Origin of the sequence: Corallococcus terminator, assembly GCF_003611635.1 — a bacterium.
In the GTDB taxonomy this organism is placed as follows: Bacteria; Myxococcota; Myxococcia; order Myxococcales; family Myxococcaceae; genus Corallococcus; species Corallococcus terminator.
In genome coordinates this window covers 1-14,024 of the sequence record NZ_RAVZ01000270.1, presented here as the reverse complement: position 1 = coordinate 14,024, position 14,024 = coordinate 1, and the positions used below count along the sequence as shown (strand labels likewise).

12 protein-coding genes are annotated in these 14,024 nt (G+C 70.0%); 7 read left to right on the top strand and 5 right to left on the bottom strand.

What is annotated here, in order from left to right:
• The first annotated feature begins 254 nt into the window (after positions 1-254).
• The 3 genes from D7V88_RS30220 (at position 255) to D7V88_RS30210 (ending at position 1,995) form a co-directional block, all read left to right on the top strand.
• On the top strand, positions 255-560 hold the full coding sequence (locus D7V88_RS30220; RefSeq protein ID WP_120544089.1) for a DUF2795 domain-containing protein: 306 nt from the start codon (positions 255-257) through the stop codon (positions 558-560).
• Between the two features lie 122 nt (positions 561-682).
• Positions 683-1,555, top strand: a complete 873-nt coding sequence (locus D7V88_RS30215) for a hypothetical protein (RefSeq protein ID WP_341870727.1) — start codon at positions 683-685, stop codon at positions 1,553-1,555.
• Positions 1,552-1,995 carry a CoA-binding protein gene (locus D7V88_RS30210; RefSeq protein WP_120544086.1) on the top strand — a complete coding sequence of 148 codons (444 nt, stop codon included), beginning with the start codon at positions 1,552-1,554 and terminating at the stop codon, positions 1,993-1,995. The genes D7V88_RS30215 and D7V88_RS30210 overlap by 4 nt, the downstream gene beginning before the upstream one ends.
• Positions 1,996-2,164: 169 nt before the next feature.
• Here the strand turns inward: D7V88_RS30210 and D7V88_RS30205 are convergent, their stop codons facing one another.
• On the bottom strand, positions 2,165-3,766 hold the full coding sequence (locus tag D7V88_RS30205) for a S8 family serine peptidase (protein ID WP_120544085.1): 1,602 nt from the start codon (positions 3,764-3,766) through the stop codon (positions 2,165-2,167).
• A gap of 128 nt (positions 3,767-3,894) precedes the next feature.
• Complete coding sequence (locus D7V88_RS30200) at positions 3,895-4,773, bottom strand: patatin-like phospholipase family protein (protein ID WP_120544084.1); 879 nt, start codon at positions 4,771-4,773, stop codon at positions 3,895-3,897.
• 99 nt (positions 4,774-4,872) lie between these two features.
• Here D7V88_RS30200 and D7V88_RS30195 point away from each other — a divergent pair, with 99 nt between their 5' ends.
• The 3 genes from D7V88_RS30195 (at position 4,873) to D7V88_RS30185 (ending at position 10,441) form a co-directional block, all read left to right on the top strand.
• Positions 4,873-5,769 carry an ArsR/SmtB family transcription factor gene (locus tag D7V88_RS30195; RefSeq protein ID WP_120544083.1) on the top strand — a complete coding sequence of 299 codons (897 nt, stop codon included), beginning with the start codon at positions 4,873-4,875 and terminating at the stop codon, positions 5,767-5,769.
• Positions 5,766-9,281 carry a methionine synthase gene (gene metH / locus D7V88_RS30190; RefSeq protein ID WP_120544082.1) on the top strand — a complete coding sequence of 1,172 codons (3,516 nt, stop codon included), beginning with the start codon at positions 5,766-5,768 and terminating at the stop codon, positions 9,279-9,281. The genes D7V88_RS30195 and metH overlap by 4 nt, the downstream gene beginning before the upstream one ends.
• A gap of 65 nt (positions 9,282-9,346) precedes the next feature.
• On the top strand, positions 9,347-10,441 hold the full coding sequence (locus D7V88_RS30185) for a uroporphyrinogen decarboxylase/cobalamine-independent methonine synthase family protein (RefSeq protein ID WP_120544081.1): 1,095 nt from the start codon (positions 9,347-9,349) through the stop codon (positions 10,439-10,441).
• A gap of 7 nt (positions 10,442-10,448) precedes the next feature.
• On the opposite strand, the gene D7V88_RS30180 is transcribed toward D7V88_RS30185, so the two are convergent.
• Both D7V88_RS30180 and mutY read right to left on the bottom strand, forming a co-directional pair.
• Positions 10,449-10,667: a DUF2934 domain-containing protein gene (locus D7V88_RS30180; RefSeq protein WP_120544080.1), complete on the bottom strand. Its 219-nt coding sequence runs from the start codon at positions 10,665-10,667 to the stop codon at positions 10,449-10,451.
• Positions 10,668-10,864: 197 nt separating this feature from the next.
• Positions 10,865-12,067 (bottom strand): A/G-specific adenine glycosylase, encoded by a 1,203-nt coding sequence (gene mutY, locus D7V88_RS30175; protein WP_120544079.1) that lies wholly within the window; start codon positions 12,065-12,067, stop codon positions 10,865-10,867.
• A 140-nt stretch (positions 12,068-12,207) separates the two neighbouring features.
• Between mutY and D7V88_RS30170 the strand changes: the two genes are divergently transcribed.
• Positions 12,208-13,173, top strand: coding sequence for a PD-(D/E)XK nuclease family protein (locus D7V88_RS30170; RefSeq protein WP_120544078.1), 966 nt, complete (start codon positions 12,208-12,210; stop codon positions 13,171-13,173).
• A 6-nt stretch (positions 13,174-13,179) separates the two neighbouring features.
• Here D7V88_RS30170 and D7V88_RS30165 read toward each other — a convergent pair.
• A partial coding sequence (locus D7V88_RS30165) for a tRNA threonylcarbamoyladenosine dehydratase (RefSeq protein WP_244238477.1) occupies positions 13,180-14,024 on the bottom strand: 845 nt, incomplete at its 5' end.

The window sequence follows — 14,024 nt, the reverse complement described above, 5'->3', positions numbered from 1 at the left end:
GGGGGCTGGCGAGCGTGAGCCAGGCGATGAGCAGGGAAGCGGCGGACATCGGGATGAATCACTCCAGCGGGCGTTGGCGCGGGAGGGGACTCTACCCTGAAGCGGACTTCGGCAAGACGGTCGCTCCCCGGCCCGCCCGGCGTCGGAGGGGGTAGCGGCCCCGAGGGTGGCCCGGGGCGGGCGCCATCCCCACTTTGTTCCCTGGACGGTCGCCTGGGCCTGGAGGCCCGGGCAGAAGAAAGGTGGAAGGCACGATGGCTTACGGACAGGCGGAGGATCCGGCTCGCTCCATCACCCCGCATCTGGACGCTGTGGACTACCCAGCGACGCGGGACGAGCTCGTCGAGGCCGCCGGCGACAGTGGTGCCCCGGTCGATGTGATCAACCTGCTCAAGTCGCTGCCCCAGAAGGAGTACATGCTGCGCGAGCACGTGCTGCGCGACCTGGCGGAAGCGGAGCGCCGCTTCGGCATGAACGGGCTCAAGGACGACGACGGCGTGGATCGCGACCGCCGCAACATCGGACGGGACAAGCTGGAAGGCGAGGGCCGTCACCCGTAGCGGCGACAAGCGCCTTGTTTTCGCGGCACGCACCCCTGAACCGAGCAAGACGCTCGCGGGCGCCCCGGCTTTCTGCCAGCGTTCGCGAGCGCATGCGTCCTGGTCTCCCGTGGTGCTGTCTCGTGCTGTCACTGGTCGCCGGGTGTTCGTCCCGGTATCCGCCGCTCAACCCCGCGCCGGGGCTGCCGCCTCCGGTGCGTCTGGATTTCAAGCCGCCCGTGGACCGCCTCCTCACCGAGTCCGTGCGCGCCACCCGCACCTTCCAGCCCGCGGGGCAGCCGGAGGTCCGCGACCTGGCCGAGTTCACCACCGAGACGCGCTTCACCCCCGCGGACGGTGGCTGGCGGGTGGCCCAGTCGGTGCGCACGCCCCGACAGGTGCACGACGGCCAGGACGTGGTGTCGCTGCCCGGTGCCGTGCTGGAGCGCTTCACCCTGCGCCTGCAGCTTGCGGCGGACGGCACCTTCGTGAAGCTCGTGGCGCCGGAGGCCGCGCAGGAGGCGCTGCGGCAGGTGGCGCCCGCGGGTTCCGGGCTGCCGGAGCTGGAGCGCTTCTTCTCTCCGGACGCGCTGGAGACGCGGACGCGCCGCGAGTGGGAGGCGAAGTACGGCGGGCTCCTGCAACGCAACCTGGTGGAGGGCCAGCGCACCTGGGCGGTGGATTTCCTCGACGTGGGGGGCGTGGAGCGGGCGTACCTGCTGGAGCGCACGGTGGAGGGCACGCGGCTCACGAGCTTCGGCGACGCGGTGGTGCTGTCGCTCAAGTGCATGGACGCGCTGCCGGAGAAGGCCCCGGCGGAGCTGCGGTCCGTGTGGGCGGAGGCGGGGTCGCCCGAGCTGCTGAAGGGGGTGACGTGTGCAGGGGAGCAGGTGGTCGCCTGGGGCCGGTTCGTGCCGGTGCGCCGGTTGTTGAAGGTGAACGCGGTGGGGGATGGCGGGACGCTGACGCTCACCACCGAATCGCAAGCGGAGACGCTTCAGGAGGAAGGGTCATGAGCCACGTGGAGAACCTCATCGAGGACGAGGCCGGCGTGAAGCGCGTGGTGCAGGACGCGCGGCGGGTGGCGGTGCTGGGCATCAAGACGGAGGACCACTCCGGGCAGCCCGCGTACTACGTGCCGGAGTACCTGGCGAAGGCGGGCGTGGACGTGGTGCCGGTGCCCGTCTACTACCCGGACGCGAAGCAGATCTTGGGCAAGCCGGTGTACCGCAAGCTCGTGGACATCCCGGGGGACATCGACCTCGTGGACGTGTTCCGCAGGGCGGGGGACATCGACCAGCACGTGGACGACATCCTCGCGAAGAGGCCCAAGGCGGTGTGGTTCCAGTCCGGCATCCGCAACGACGCGGCGGCGAAGAAGCTGGCCGCCGCGGGCATCCGCGTGGTGCAGGACCGCTGCCTGATGGTGGATCACCGCCGCTACAGCGGACGCTGAGCTCCACCCGGGGCACGGACGCAGGAAGGCCCCCCGCACCCGAAGGTCCGGAGGGCCTGTCCACGCCGCTCACTGAAGTGCAGGGCCCAGGACGCGGGCCCCATGAGACGGCGCGGACCGGAGACGCCACGCCAGGACGCCTCCAGTCACCGGGGCTTCAACCGGCGCTTCAGTAGTTGCCGGAGATGACCTTCGGCAGCGCCTTGGCCAGGTCCGGCAGCGGGCCAATCTGGCGCGTGTCGGCGGCCTGGGCGGTGCCGTTGTTGCGCAAGAGGCCGCGCATCTGCACGGACGTCAGGAGCCGGCCGTTGGCGCGGGCCACACCCTGGGCGCTGACCGCCGCGCCCACCACGATGGGCGACGCGCTGGAGGTGCCGCTGAACGTGGACGTGTAGTACTGGTCCTCGCCGTAGGTGCGGCCGAAGCGGTCGCCGTAGCCGGTGGTGACGACGGACTCTCCCCAGGCGTGCACGTTCACGCGCGCGCCGAAGTTGGTCCAGCACATGGGCACGCGGGTGGTGGCCGTGCTCGCGCCCACCAGGATGGCGCCCGAGTCGCGCGTGGCCGGGTTGAAGCGCCCGCCGTACGCCGCCGCGTCCAGGTTCGCGCTGCCGTTGCCCGCCGCTTCAATCACGATGACGCCATTCGCGGTCGCGTTGCGGACGGCGTCGTACTCCGCCTGCCAGTACTCCATCGCGATGTAGTTGCACTGGCCCGTGTTGCACGTGCACGCCGTGCCGTCCGCGGGGCCCTGCGCGTGCAGCTCCACCAGGATGATGCCGCCCGCGCCCAGCGCGCCCGCCGCGTTGGTGATGGCGCTCGCGGCGCTCTGCGCGCCAATGGCCTCCACGCCCGCCGTCGCCGCGCTGGCGATGCCCGTCACGCCGTAGCCGTTGTTCGCGCCGATGATTTCACCCAGCACCGCGGTGCCGTGGTTGCGCCAGCCCAGGTCGTTGAACTGCGTGCCGCCCACGCGGAAGAACGTGGGGAAGTCCTCGTGCGTGGTGCGCCAGCCGCCTTCGATGTCCACGAACTTCACGTTGTTGCCCCGGCCACCGGTCTGCGTCCACGCGTACGTCGCGTTGATGCCGGCGGGCGCCGCGTTCAGGTAGCCCTGGTTGGCCTGGTACAGCGGAGTCGCGGGCGCGATGTCCGCCGCGGACAGGAGCGTGCGCAGCCCCTCCTCCATGCCGAAGTTCACCATCGCGGGCTCCGCGGGCGGCTGCGCGTACGCGGCCTCCACGCTCTGCACGCGGTTGAGCGCCTCCACCAGCTCCACGACGTTCTCCGCCGTGGTGCCCGGGAGCAGCGGGACCTCGAAGTACAGGTTGAGGTCCGCCAACTGCTGGCCGCCCTTCGCCTCACCAGACAGCTTGCTCGCGTCCAGCGCGGCCTCTTCGGCCTGGATGAGGCGCGTCAGCGAACCGATGCGCGGCGCGCGTTCCAACAGTGCCGCCACCTCCGCCACGTCCGCCTCCACCCGCGCGTCGTCCAGGCGCAGGCCCGACAACAGCTCGCGCTCGGCGGTGCCCCGCTCCGAGGCCAGGACGCGCAGGCCGTCGTCGCGCAGGCGCACGTGGCTGCCCTCGTGGAACTTCACCACCAGGCGCTCCACGAAGGTCTTCGCGGGCAGCTCACGCCCCGTCGGCTTGGGCGCCAGTGCCCGCGGCGCCAGCCTGGGCGCGGCACCGGCGACGGGGGCCAACGCCAGCAGGGACACAGCCATGACCGCGCCACGCAGGGGGCGCAGGGACAGCGTCGACTTCAGCATGGACTTCCTCCGGGATGAACAGCGTCCCGAACATCGCATGCCGGTCTGTCATTCAAGTCGAGTTATTCACACATTTCTGCTCTGGTGTTTTATTCGCATCCCGTTGAATCCGTGGGGATGCGTGTGTTTCACGTGCTCTGCTCGAAGGGCACCGGGGGCCGGGCCAGGGCGCGCTCCGCGGAGAGCCGGGCCTGATCCAACGCGTCGAAGCCGCGCTCCAGGGTGGCGGGGGTGACGGGCGGCAGGTTGGAGACGACGACGTAGACGGGCACGTTGCGCTGCTGGAGCACGGTGAGCTGGAGGCGGAAGTGGTCGCGGCGGAGCGCGGCGGAGCCGGCCGCGAGCCCCTGCGGATAGGCCATGGGACCGCCCACCACCTTGCGCGTCTTGCTGGGCAGGAAGTGCACCAGGATGGCGTCCAGGTCCTTGCCAATGGCGCTCTCGTGCAGCGACAGCGCGGGCGCCTTGTCCACGAGGCCGCCGTCCCAGAACAGGTTGCCGTCCAGGGGCACGGCGCGAAACAGGCCGGGATAGGCACAGGTGGCGTGGACGCGCGGCGCCAGCTCCCCGGTGGTGAACACCTGGTGCGAGCCGTGGGTGAGGTTCGCGGCGGTGAGCAGCAGCGGGTGCGGCGTCTCCTCGAAGGTGCGCACCGGCAGCGTGTCCTCCAGGAGGCGCCGGAAGCGCTCGCCCTTGAGCAGGCCCGTGAAGCCGTGCCCCGCGGACGCCACGTTGAGCACCGCGCCAATGGGGTCGGGGTCCCAGAAGTTCGCGCGCGTCTGGCGCAGCACCAGCTCCTCCAACTGGTTCATGGGCATGCCCGCCGCCGCGTACGCCGCCACCATCCCGCCCGCGGACGTGCCCGCGTACGCGTGGGGCTTCAGCCCGGCGCCGTGCAGGCCCTTCAGGAAGCCCGCGTGGCCGTAGAAGCCGAAGTAGCCCGCGGAGAGGACCATCCCGAAGCGCTTGCCTTCGAGCAGGGAGTGCAGCGTGGAAGAGGGCGTCATGTCGGATTTTTACGGGAAGGGTGTGACCGAAGGCAACGCATTGCGTCGCCGGGGTGATTGTGTGGAAGTCAGAGCATCGATATATGTTGATGCGGCGATATGGACGTCCTCTCCCAATCCTTTCGTGTCCTGGGGGACACGACCCGGCTGCGCATCCTCCGGCTGGTGGCGCAGGCGCCGTTGAACGTGACGGAGCTGGTGTCGCTGGTGGGAGTGGCGCAGTCGTCGGTGTCGCACCACCTGTCGAAGTTGAAGGGCCTGGGGCTCATCCGCGAGGAGCGGCAGGCGGGCTTTACCTACTACTCGCTGGCGCTGGAATCAGATGACACGCGCTGGCCGCTCGTCCGGCTGGCGCGCGAGGCGGAGGACGCGGCGGGGGATTCCGCCCGGCTCAACGACCTGTTGCGCGCCCGGGAGGACCGGCAGGCGCTCAACGAGCGGCTCCTGGAGCCGGGGCAGTCGTGGTTCCTGTGGGCGGGGGCGCTGGCGTCGCTCTTGCCTCCGCTGGACGTGGCGGACTTCGGCTGTGGCACGGGCGTGTTCAGCCGTGCGCTGGCCCGGTGGGCGAAGCACGTGTGGGCCATCGACCAGAGCGAGGACGCGCTGGCCCAGGCGAAGGCGCATGCCCAGCGTGAGTCCCTGTCCAACATCACGTTCCTGCGCGAGGACCTGCACCGGCTGTCGCTTGAGGGCGGGCGCATGGACCTGGTGGTGATTTCGCAGAGCCTGCACCACGTGGAGTCTCCGGCGGCGGTGGTGTCGGAAGCCGCACGGCTGCTCAAGCCTGGCGGCCGGCTGGTGGTGCTGGAGTTGCTGCCCCATGAAGAGAAGTGGGTGCTGGAGCGGTTGGGACACCGGCACCTGGGCTTCGCGCCCGAAACCCTGGAAGCGGCCCTTCGCGAGGCCGGCTTCACGTCGTTCACCCGCGAGACGCACGCGCGCGACGGGGCCAGTCCCTTCCGCGTCTTCCTGCTCACCGGAGTCAAACCATCATGACGAGCCATCCTGCCCCCCCCCTGCCGCTGCCCCCCGGGGACCACGGCCTGCGCGTGGAGGCCCTGAAGGCCGCGATGCGTGAGCGCATCCTGGTGCTGGATGGCGCCATGGGGACGCTGCTGCAGAACCACAACCTGGTGGCGGCGGACTTCGGGGGCCCGGAGTACGAGGGCTGCAACGAGAACCTGGTGCTCACGCGCCCGGACGTCATCGAGGGCATCCACGCGAAGTACTTCGCCGCGGGCGCGGACGTGACGGAGACGGACAGCTTCGGCGGCACGCCGGTGGTGCTGGCGGAGTTCGACCTGGGGCACAAGGCGATGGAGATCAACATCGCCGCGTCGCGCCTCGCGCTGAACGCCGCCAAGGCCGCGGAGGCGAAGGACGGCCGGATGCGCTGGGTGGCGGGCTCCATCGGGCCGACCACGAAGGCCATCAGCGTCACGGGCGGCATCACGTTCGAGGAACTGGTGGACAACTTCGCCCTCCAGGCCGAAGGGCTGGCGCTGGGCGGCTCCGACTACCTGCTGGTGGAGACGGCGCAGGACACGCGCAACGTGAAGGCGGCGCTCATCGGCATCGACCGGGCGTTCCACAAGCTGGGCTGGGCGATTCCGGTGGCGGTGTCGGGCACCATCGAACCCATGGGCACGATGCTCGCGGGCCAGTCGGTGGAGAGCCTGGCCACGTCGCTGGAGCACACAGACCTGCTCTACCTGGGGCTCAACTGCGCCACGGGCCCTGACTTCATGACGGACCACATCCGCACGCTGTCCGCGATGTGCGGCTTCCCGGTGTCGTGCGTGCCCAACGCGGGCCTGCCGGATGAGAATGGTCAGTACCTGGAGTCGCCGGAGATGATTGCCCGGTCGCTCAAGCGCTTCTGTGACAACGGCTGGCTCAACGTGGTGGGTGGCTGTTGTGGCACGCACGCGGGCCACATCGACGCGCTGGCCGCGATGGTGAAGGGCCTCAAGCCGCGCACGGAGGTGCCCAAGCCGCGCTCTTCGCTGTCCGGCGTGGACTACCTGGAGGTGACGGACGAGCAGCGCCCCATCATCGTGGGCGAGCGCACGAACGTCATCGGCAGCAAGAAGTTCAAGGAACTCATCGTCGCGGGCCAGTTCGACGATGCGTCGGAAATCGCCCGCGCGCAGGTGCGCCGCGCCGCGCAGGTCATCGACATCTGCCTCGCGAACCCGGACCGGGATGAGCTGGACGACATGCGCCAGTTCCTGGACGTCGTCGTCAAGAAGGTCCGCGTGCCGCTGATGATCGACTCGACGGACGAGAAGGTCATCGCCATGGCGCTCACGTACTGCCAGGGCAAGGCCATCATCAACTCCGTCAACCTGGAGGATGGTGAGGAGCGCTTCGAGAAGGTCGTCCCGCTGGCGAAGGCGTTCGGTGCGGCGTTGGTGGTGGGCTGCATCGACGAAATCGGCATGGCCGTCACCGCCGAGCGCAAGCTGGAGGTGGCCGAGCGCAGCTTCGAATTGCTCACGAAGAAGTACGGCATGCGCGCGGAGGACCTGTACTTCGACCCGCTCGTGTTCCCCTGCGCCTCCGGCGACGCGCAGTACACGGGCAGCGGCGTGCAGACCATCGAAGGCGTGCGCCTCATCAAGAAGCGCTTCCCGCAGTGCCGCACGGTGCTGGGCATCAGCAACGTGTCCTTCGGCCTGCCCACCGCGGGCCGCGAAGTGCTCAACTCCGTGTTCCTGTACCACTGCGTGCAGGCGGGCCTGGACATGGCGCTCGTCAATTCGGAGAAGCTGGAGCGCTACCCGTCCCTGCCGGAGGAGGAGCGCAAGCTGTCCGAGGACCTGCTCTACAACCGGGGCACGGACCCCGTGACGCCCTTCGCGGCGCACTTCCGCGAGCGCAAGCCCGCGCGGGCGCAGGTGAGCAGCCTGCCGCTCAACGAGCGGTTGCAGCGCTACATCGTCGAAGGCACGCGCGACGGACTCTTCGCGGACCTGGACCTGGCGATGAAGGAGATGCCGCCCCTGGAGATCATCAACGGGCCGCTGATGAAGGGCATGGACGAGGTGGGCCGCCTCTTCGGCGCCAACGAGCTCATCGTCGCGGAGGTGCTCCAGAGCGCGGAGTCGATGAAGGCCGCGGTGAGCCACCTGGAGCCGCACATGAGCAAGACCCAGGCGGCATCGCGCGGGAAGATCGTCCTCGCCACGGTGAAGGGCGACGTGCACGACATCGGCAAGAACCTGGTGGAGATCATCCTCGCCAACAACGGCTTCCAGGTGGTGAACCTGGGCATCAAGGTCCCGCCCGAGCAGCTCGTGAAGGCGGTGAAGGAGCACCAGCCGGACATCCTCGGGCTGTCGGGCCTGCTGGTGAAGAGCGCGCACCAGATGGTCGCGACGGCGGAGGACCTGAAGCGCGCGGGCGTGGAAGTGCCCATCCTGGTGGGCGGCGCCGCGCTCAGTCGCAACTTCGTGGACCGCAACATCGCCCCGGCCTACGGCGGCGGCACGGTGGCCTACGCCCAGGACGCGATGAACGGCCTGGAGCTGGCGAAGCAGATCGTGGAGCCCGTGGCCCACTCGAAGCTGCGCGACGACCTGGCCGCGCGCCGCCTCAAGCTCGCGCAGGAAGTGAAGGAGCGCCCCGCGCCCGCCGCCCCGGTGCGCCGCCCGCGCAGCACGGAGGTGCCGGTGCTGGCCTCGGTGCCGCCCGCGCCGGACTTCGCGCGGCACGTGCTGACCAACACGCCGTTGGACCACATCTGGAAGTTCATCAACCCGGTGATGCTGTACGGCCGGCACCTGGGCCTGCGCACGTCGTCGCGCGCGCTGGGCACCCCGGCGGAGGCGGAGCTGGCGAAGACGGAAGAGGGCCGCAAGGCGCTGGCGCTGAAGGACGCGGTGGAGGAGCTGAAGGCGCTGCTGCGGGGTGGCGTGATGCATGCGCGCTCCGTGTTCCAGTTCTACAAGGCCGCGAGCGAAGGCGACCGCGTGCTCCTCTTCGACGGCACGACGGGCGAGCCCGTCACGACCTTCGACTTCCCACGCCAGGACAAGGACAACGGCCTGTGCCTGTCCGACTACGTGAAGCCGCTGGAGAACGGCAAGCCGGTGGACGCGGTGGCGATGTTCGTCACCACTGCGGGCTCGGGCATCCGCGAGCTGGCGGAGGGCTTCAAGGCGAAGGGTGAGTTCCTCAAGATGCACGCGGTGCAGGCGCTGGCGCTGGAGACGGCGGAGGGCTACGCGGAGCTGCTGCACACGCAGTTGCGCAGCATGTGGGGCTTCCCGGACCGGGCGGAGATGTCGATGCTGGAGCGCTTCCGCGCGGAGTACACCGGCAAGCGCTACTCGTTCGGCTACCCCGCGTGCCCCCGGCTGGAGGACCAGACGAAGCTGTTCGCCGCGCTCAAGCCGGAGGAGATCGGCGTGCAGCTCACCGACGGCTGCATGATGGAGCCCGAGGCGAGCGTGTCCGCCATCGTCTTCCACCACCCGGGCGCCACGTATTTCTCCGTGACCTGACGCGTCGGGCCCGGGCGGATGGAGAACCCCGGGCCCGGTTCTACCGGACGGGTTAGATTGTCCCCATGCCTTCGCCCACCATCCGTCGCGCCGTCCAGCTCCTGCCCGCGTGTGCCACCACGGGCATTGGCAGCCTGCCGCACACCCAGGTGGAACTGGGTCTGCAGGCCGCGCTCGCCATGGACATCCCGTTCCTGCCGCAGCTCCCCGTGGGGCACCCCGGGGAGCTGATGATTCCCGCCGCGCTGGAGGGCCTGCCGGGCCTGCGCTTCGACGAGGATGGCGTCTGCACGGTGGACGTGGCGGAGTGGACCGCGGGCCGCGCGGCCTTCGAGGCGAAGCTGGAGCAGGCGCTGGCGTCCGGGAACCTGGAGGCCTTCGAACCCACCCCGGAGGCGTGCCGCGCGTGGAAGCCCTTCCTGTGGGAGGTGGAGCACCGCAAGCTCGCGTTCGCGAAGGCGCAGTTGTCCGGGCCCTTCACGGTCCGCTCGGTGGTGCGCACGACGACGGGCGAGCCGGTGCTGACGGTGCCGGGGCTGGATGACGCGTTCTACCGGCTGGTGATGGTGCGCGCGCTGGCGATGGTGCGTGCCCTGAAGCGCACCGGCACCACGCCCCTGTTCTACCTGGACGAGCCGGGCCTCTACGCCTACGTGAAGATGAACCCGCAGCACCTGCTGGCGCAGCAGGAGTTGCGCCTGCTGGTGGTCGCCCTTCAGCGCGAGGGCGCGCTCGTGGGCATCCACTGCTGCGGCAACACGGACTGGGCCGTGCTCCTGGACGCGCAGGCGGACCTGGTGTCCCTGGACGTGCGGCTGTCGCTGGACGCGATGCTGGAGGAGCGCGAGGCGCTGGAGCGCTTCCTCGCGTCCGGGGCGACGTTGAGCCTGGGCGTCATCCCCACGGACCTGGCGTCCACGTATTCGGTGGAGGAGCTGGCGGACTCCGTGGAGGCATCGCTCAAGGCGGCGCTGCCCCAGGGCATCGGCTTCGCGCAGGCGGTGTCCACGGTGCTGCTGACGCCCGCGTGCGGGCTCGCCATGCGCTCGGTGATGGACGCCGAGCGCATCCTGGAGGAGCTGAAGCAGTCGCAGCGCCGGCTGAAGCGGGCGCTCGAGTTCGAGCGCCCGGCCCACCAGAATCCGACGCACGCGCACTGAAGCGCGGCTACTGACGGCCGAGCTTCAACTCACGCTCGGCCTGGAACCAGTCCTGTTCGGAGCTGCCGTGGGTGCCGCCCCGGGCCTGGTAGATTTCGAAGGCGCGCCGGGCAATTTGCTCATTCGTGGGGGCGCTCATGTTCGCGCTCGGCTTCTCCGGGGTCCGTTCCGGCGTGGACTTCGGGGCCGGGGTCTGCGGCGTCTTCTGCGAATTCTGACGGGCCATGGGGACTCCTCCTGGGAAAGGCGGCCGAAGCTTCAGGCGGCCCCCCGTGACACGGAAGTGACCCCGCGAGTCGGAGGTTGTCGGCGCGACACCGCACGTCGCCTTTTGTTGGAGGTTGGACGGCCCGCGAGAGGCGGGAAGTCCCCGCGCGAAGCCCATCCGTACCGTCGGTCCGGGACGTGAAGCCGCCGGGCGGATCAGCCCCCGGTCGCCTTCCTGGTGGTGCGCCCCGCGGCCTTCTTCTTCGCGGGCGCGGGTGCGGCGGGCGCATCTCCACCCAGCACACCATGTCCCAGCACCGCGTCGAGCGCGCGCTGCATCGCGGTGCTCATGCCCAGCGCCTCCGCCTCTTGCGGCGTGCACCAGCGCAGCTCCTGGAACGCGGCGGACTTCGTGGGGCGCGGGCCTCCGGATACGCGCAGGAGGCGCAGCGTGAGGTCGCGGTGGGTGAGCTGACGGCGCACGCTGTCCAGCGTGCCCTCCAGCGCGAGCGTCGCGCCCAGCGTCGACGACAGGCGCTGGACGGCTTCGGCCTCCGGCGTCTCCTCGTCCACCTCCACCGCGGGCAGCTCCCAGAGGCCGCCGAAGAGCCCCTTGTCCGCGCGCCGCGCGAAGAGGAGCGTGCCCGCGTGCGGCCACACCGCGAGCGCCAGGAACAGCTTCCGGGGTGCGGCGCGCACCTTGGCCGGGGGCAGCTCGTGCACGCGGCCCTTGCGGTACGCGAAGCACCCGTCGCGCACGGGGCACAGCAGGCACAGCGGGGACTCCGGACGGCACGTCGTGGCGCCGTGCTCCATCAGCGCCTGGTTGAAGTCACCAGGGCGTTCGCCCTTCGCCAGCTCCGTGGCCAGCGCCCACAGCGTGGCCTCGCGGTCGCGGTCCCCGGGCAGGCCCTCCACCTCGAACAGGCGCGACAGCACGCGGGCGACGTTGCCATCCACGATGGGCGCGGGCTCACCGAAGGCGATGGAGGCCACGGCCCCGGCGGTGTAGCGGCCGAAGCCGGGCAGGGTGATGAGCTCTTCCGCCGTCGGAGGGAATTTCCCGCCGAAGCGCTCCACCACCTCCTGGGCGGCGCGGTGCAGGTTGCGCGCGCGGGTGTAGTAGCCCAGGCCCTTCCACCCGGAGAGCACGTCATCCAGGGGCGCCGAGGCCAGGGCCTTCACCGTGGGAAAGCGCGCGAGGAAGCGCTCCCAGTATGGGATGACGGTGGAGACCTGGGTCTGCTGGAGCATCACCTCGCTGAGCCAGATGGCGTACGGGTCGCGGGTACGGCGCCAGGGCAGGTCGCGCTTGTTGCGGTCGTACCAGGAGAGCAGCGGGCCCCTGAGGGCCGCGTGGCGCTCAGGGGAGACAGGAGGGGGAAGGGCGGCGGTGGCCGTGCGCTTGCGTGGGCTCATGTGATGGTTCGCGGTGGCTGTCGGACACCATACCCGTACGGTCGGGTGGGGCCTGCGTGTTTCCACATTCCAGGCGGTTGTCTCTCCGCTCGTCGGCCTTCTGGCGGGACGGGCGATCGTCTATAGGATGCGCCGAGTCCATGGCCCGTCCTCCCCTCCACAACGACTTCTCCTGGTCCAAGAGCCGCCACGAGAAGTTCTCCGAGTGCCTTCGGGCCTACTACCTCTACTACTACCGCTCCTGGGGCGGCTGGGAGGCGGAGGCCGCGCGGGACGTGCGCGAGCTGTACGTGCTCAAGAAGCTGTCCAACCGCTACACGTGGGCGGGCAGCATCGTGCACGAGGCCCTCAAGGACGTGCTGCTGGACTGGCGCGCCGGCCGCGAGGTGGATCCGAAGGCCGTGGAGGCCCGCGCGCACAAGCTGATGCAGGACGACTTCCGGCACTCGCGCTCCAAGGCGTACTGGACGCAGAAGTACCGCAAGCCCTTCACTGGCCTCGCGGAGCACGAGTACGCGGAGGAAGTCCCCAACGAGGCGTGGAAGCAGAACTTCGAAACGGTGCGCTCGGCGCTCGCGTGGTTCTTCCAGTCGCGCTGGCCCGGCATCGCCAAGGGGCTCAAGACCGCGCAGTGGCTGGAGGTGGACGCGGGCTTCGAATTCGCCCACTTCATCCACGAGGGCGTGAAGGTCTTCGCCATCCCCGACCTCGCCTACATGGATGACGCGGGCTCGCTCGTGGTGGTGGACTGGAAGACGGGCCGCTCGCGCGAGGGCTACGACGAGCAGGTGCTGGGCTACGCGCTCTATGTCGCGCAGAAGTACCGTCACCCGCTGGAGAAGGTGCGCGCGTCGCTGGTGTACCTGAACGAGGGCCTGGAGCACGACGTGGCGGTGGACCCGTCCGCCATGGACTCGTTCCACCAGCACTTCGCGAAGAGCGTGGCGGGGATGCGGGCGCTGCTCGTGGATCCGGCCGCCAACACGCCGAAGGGGGCGGAGGCCTTCCCCCAGACGGACAACCTCACTGCCTGCGCGCGCTGTGTCTTCCGCCGCCCGTGTGGCCGTGAGGCGGCGGTGGCGGAAGTGCGTTCGCGCGTAGCCTGACGGCGACTACCGCGTCGCCGCCAGCCTGCGCACCACGACGCCCGCGGCGTTCATGCCGAACGCGGAGGTGACGAACGCCACGCTGCCGTCAATCTGCGTGCGGTGGTCGCAGGTGTGGAACTCGTTGTCCTGCGGGCAGACGCACAGGAAGCCGTCGGTGGCGTCGTCGTAGTTGAGGGCGACGGGCTGGCGCCGCGTCTCAATCGAGTACACGGCGGTGATGCCCGTGTGGCGCTCCGTCTCCACGCCGTACTTGCGCTTGAGCAGCTTGCGGATGTCCTTGGCGAAGGGGTCCATGTGCGTCTCGCACAGGTCCTCCACGCGGATGGCCGTGGGGTCCAGGCGGCCCGCCGCGCCCATGGAGCTGACCACCGGCACGCCCAGTGTCACGCACCGGTGCAACAGGTGCAGCTTCGCCTTCACGTTGTCGATGGCGTCCACCACGAAGTCGTAGCGGCCCGCGGGCAGCAGGCTCTCCGCCAGCTCCTCGCGGTAGAACTCGCGCAGTGCTTCCACCTTCGCCTGCGGGTTGATCTCCTGGCAGCGCTGCGCCATCAGCTCCGCCTTGGACTTGCCCACGGCCTTCACTGTCGCGTGTAGCTGGCGGTTGGTGTTGGTGACGCAGACGTCGTCGTGGTCCACCAGCGTCAGCCGGCCCACGCCGCTTCGCACCAGGCCCTCGGCGGTGAAGCTGCCCACGCCGCCCAGGCCGAACACCACCACGTGCGAGTTGGCCAGCCGCTCCATGGCGTTGTCGCCCAGGAGGCGTGCCGTCCGGTCGAAGCGCCGCGACAGCTTGAAGGGCTTCGCGAGCGACGGCTCGGCGACGGCGTTCGGAGCGGCCGAGGGGG

What these genes read in the sequence shown, in the direction of transcription:
- D7V88_RS30205 (WP_120544085.1), bottom strand. Translation starts at nt 3,766, where the DNA reads ATGCTGAAGTCGACGCTGTCCCTGCGCCCCCTGCGTGGCGCGGTCATG.
- D7V88_RS30200 (WP_120544084.1), bottom strand. Translation starts at nt 4,773, where the DNA reads ATGACGCCCTCTTCCACGCTGCACTCCCTGCTCGAAGGCAAGCGCTTC.
- D7V88_RS30170 (WP_120544078.1), top strand. Translation starts at nt 12,208, where the DNA reads ATGGCCCGTCCTCCCCTCCACAACGACTTCTCCTGGTCCAAGAGCCGC.
- D7V88_RS30220 (WP_120544089.1), top strand. Translation starts at nt 255, where the DNA reads ATGGCTTACGGACAGGCGGAGGATCCGGCTCGCTCCATCACCCCGCAT.
- D7V88_RS30195 (WP_120544083.1), top strand. Translation starts at nt 4,873, where the DNA reads ATGGACGTCCTCTCCCAATCCTTTCGTGTCCTGGGGGACACGACCCGG.
- D7V88_RS30185 (WP_120544081.1), top strand. Translation starts at nt 9,347, where the DNA reads ATGCCTTCGCCCACCATCCGTCGCGCCGTCCAGCTCCTGCCCGCGTGT.
- D7V88_RS30210 (WP_120544086.1), top strand. Translation starts at nt 1,552, where the DNA reads ATGAGCCACGTGGAGAACCTCATCGAGGACGAGGCCGGCGTGAAGCGC.
- D7V88_RS30180 (WP_120544080.1), bottom strand. Translation starts at nt 10,667, where the DNA reads ATGGCCCGTCAGAATTCGCAGAAGACGCCGCAGACCCCGGCCCCGAAG.
- mutY (WP_120544079.1), bottom strand. Translation starts at nt 12,067, where the DNA reads ATGAGCCCACGCAAGCGCACGGCCACCGCCGCCCTTCCCCCTCCTGTC.
- metH (WP_120544082.1), top strand. Translation starts at nt 5,766, where the DNA reads ATGACGAGCCATCCTGCCCCCCCCCTGCCGCTGCCCCCCGGGGACCAC.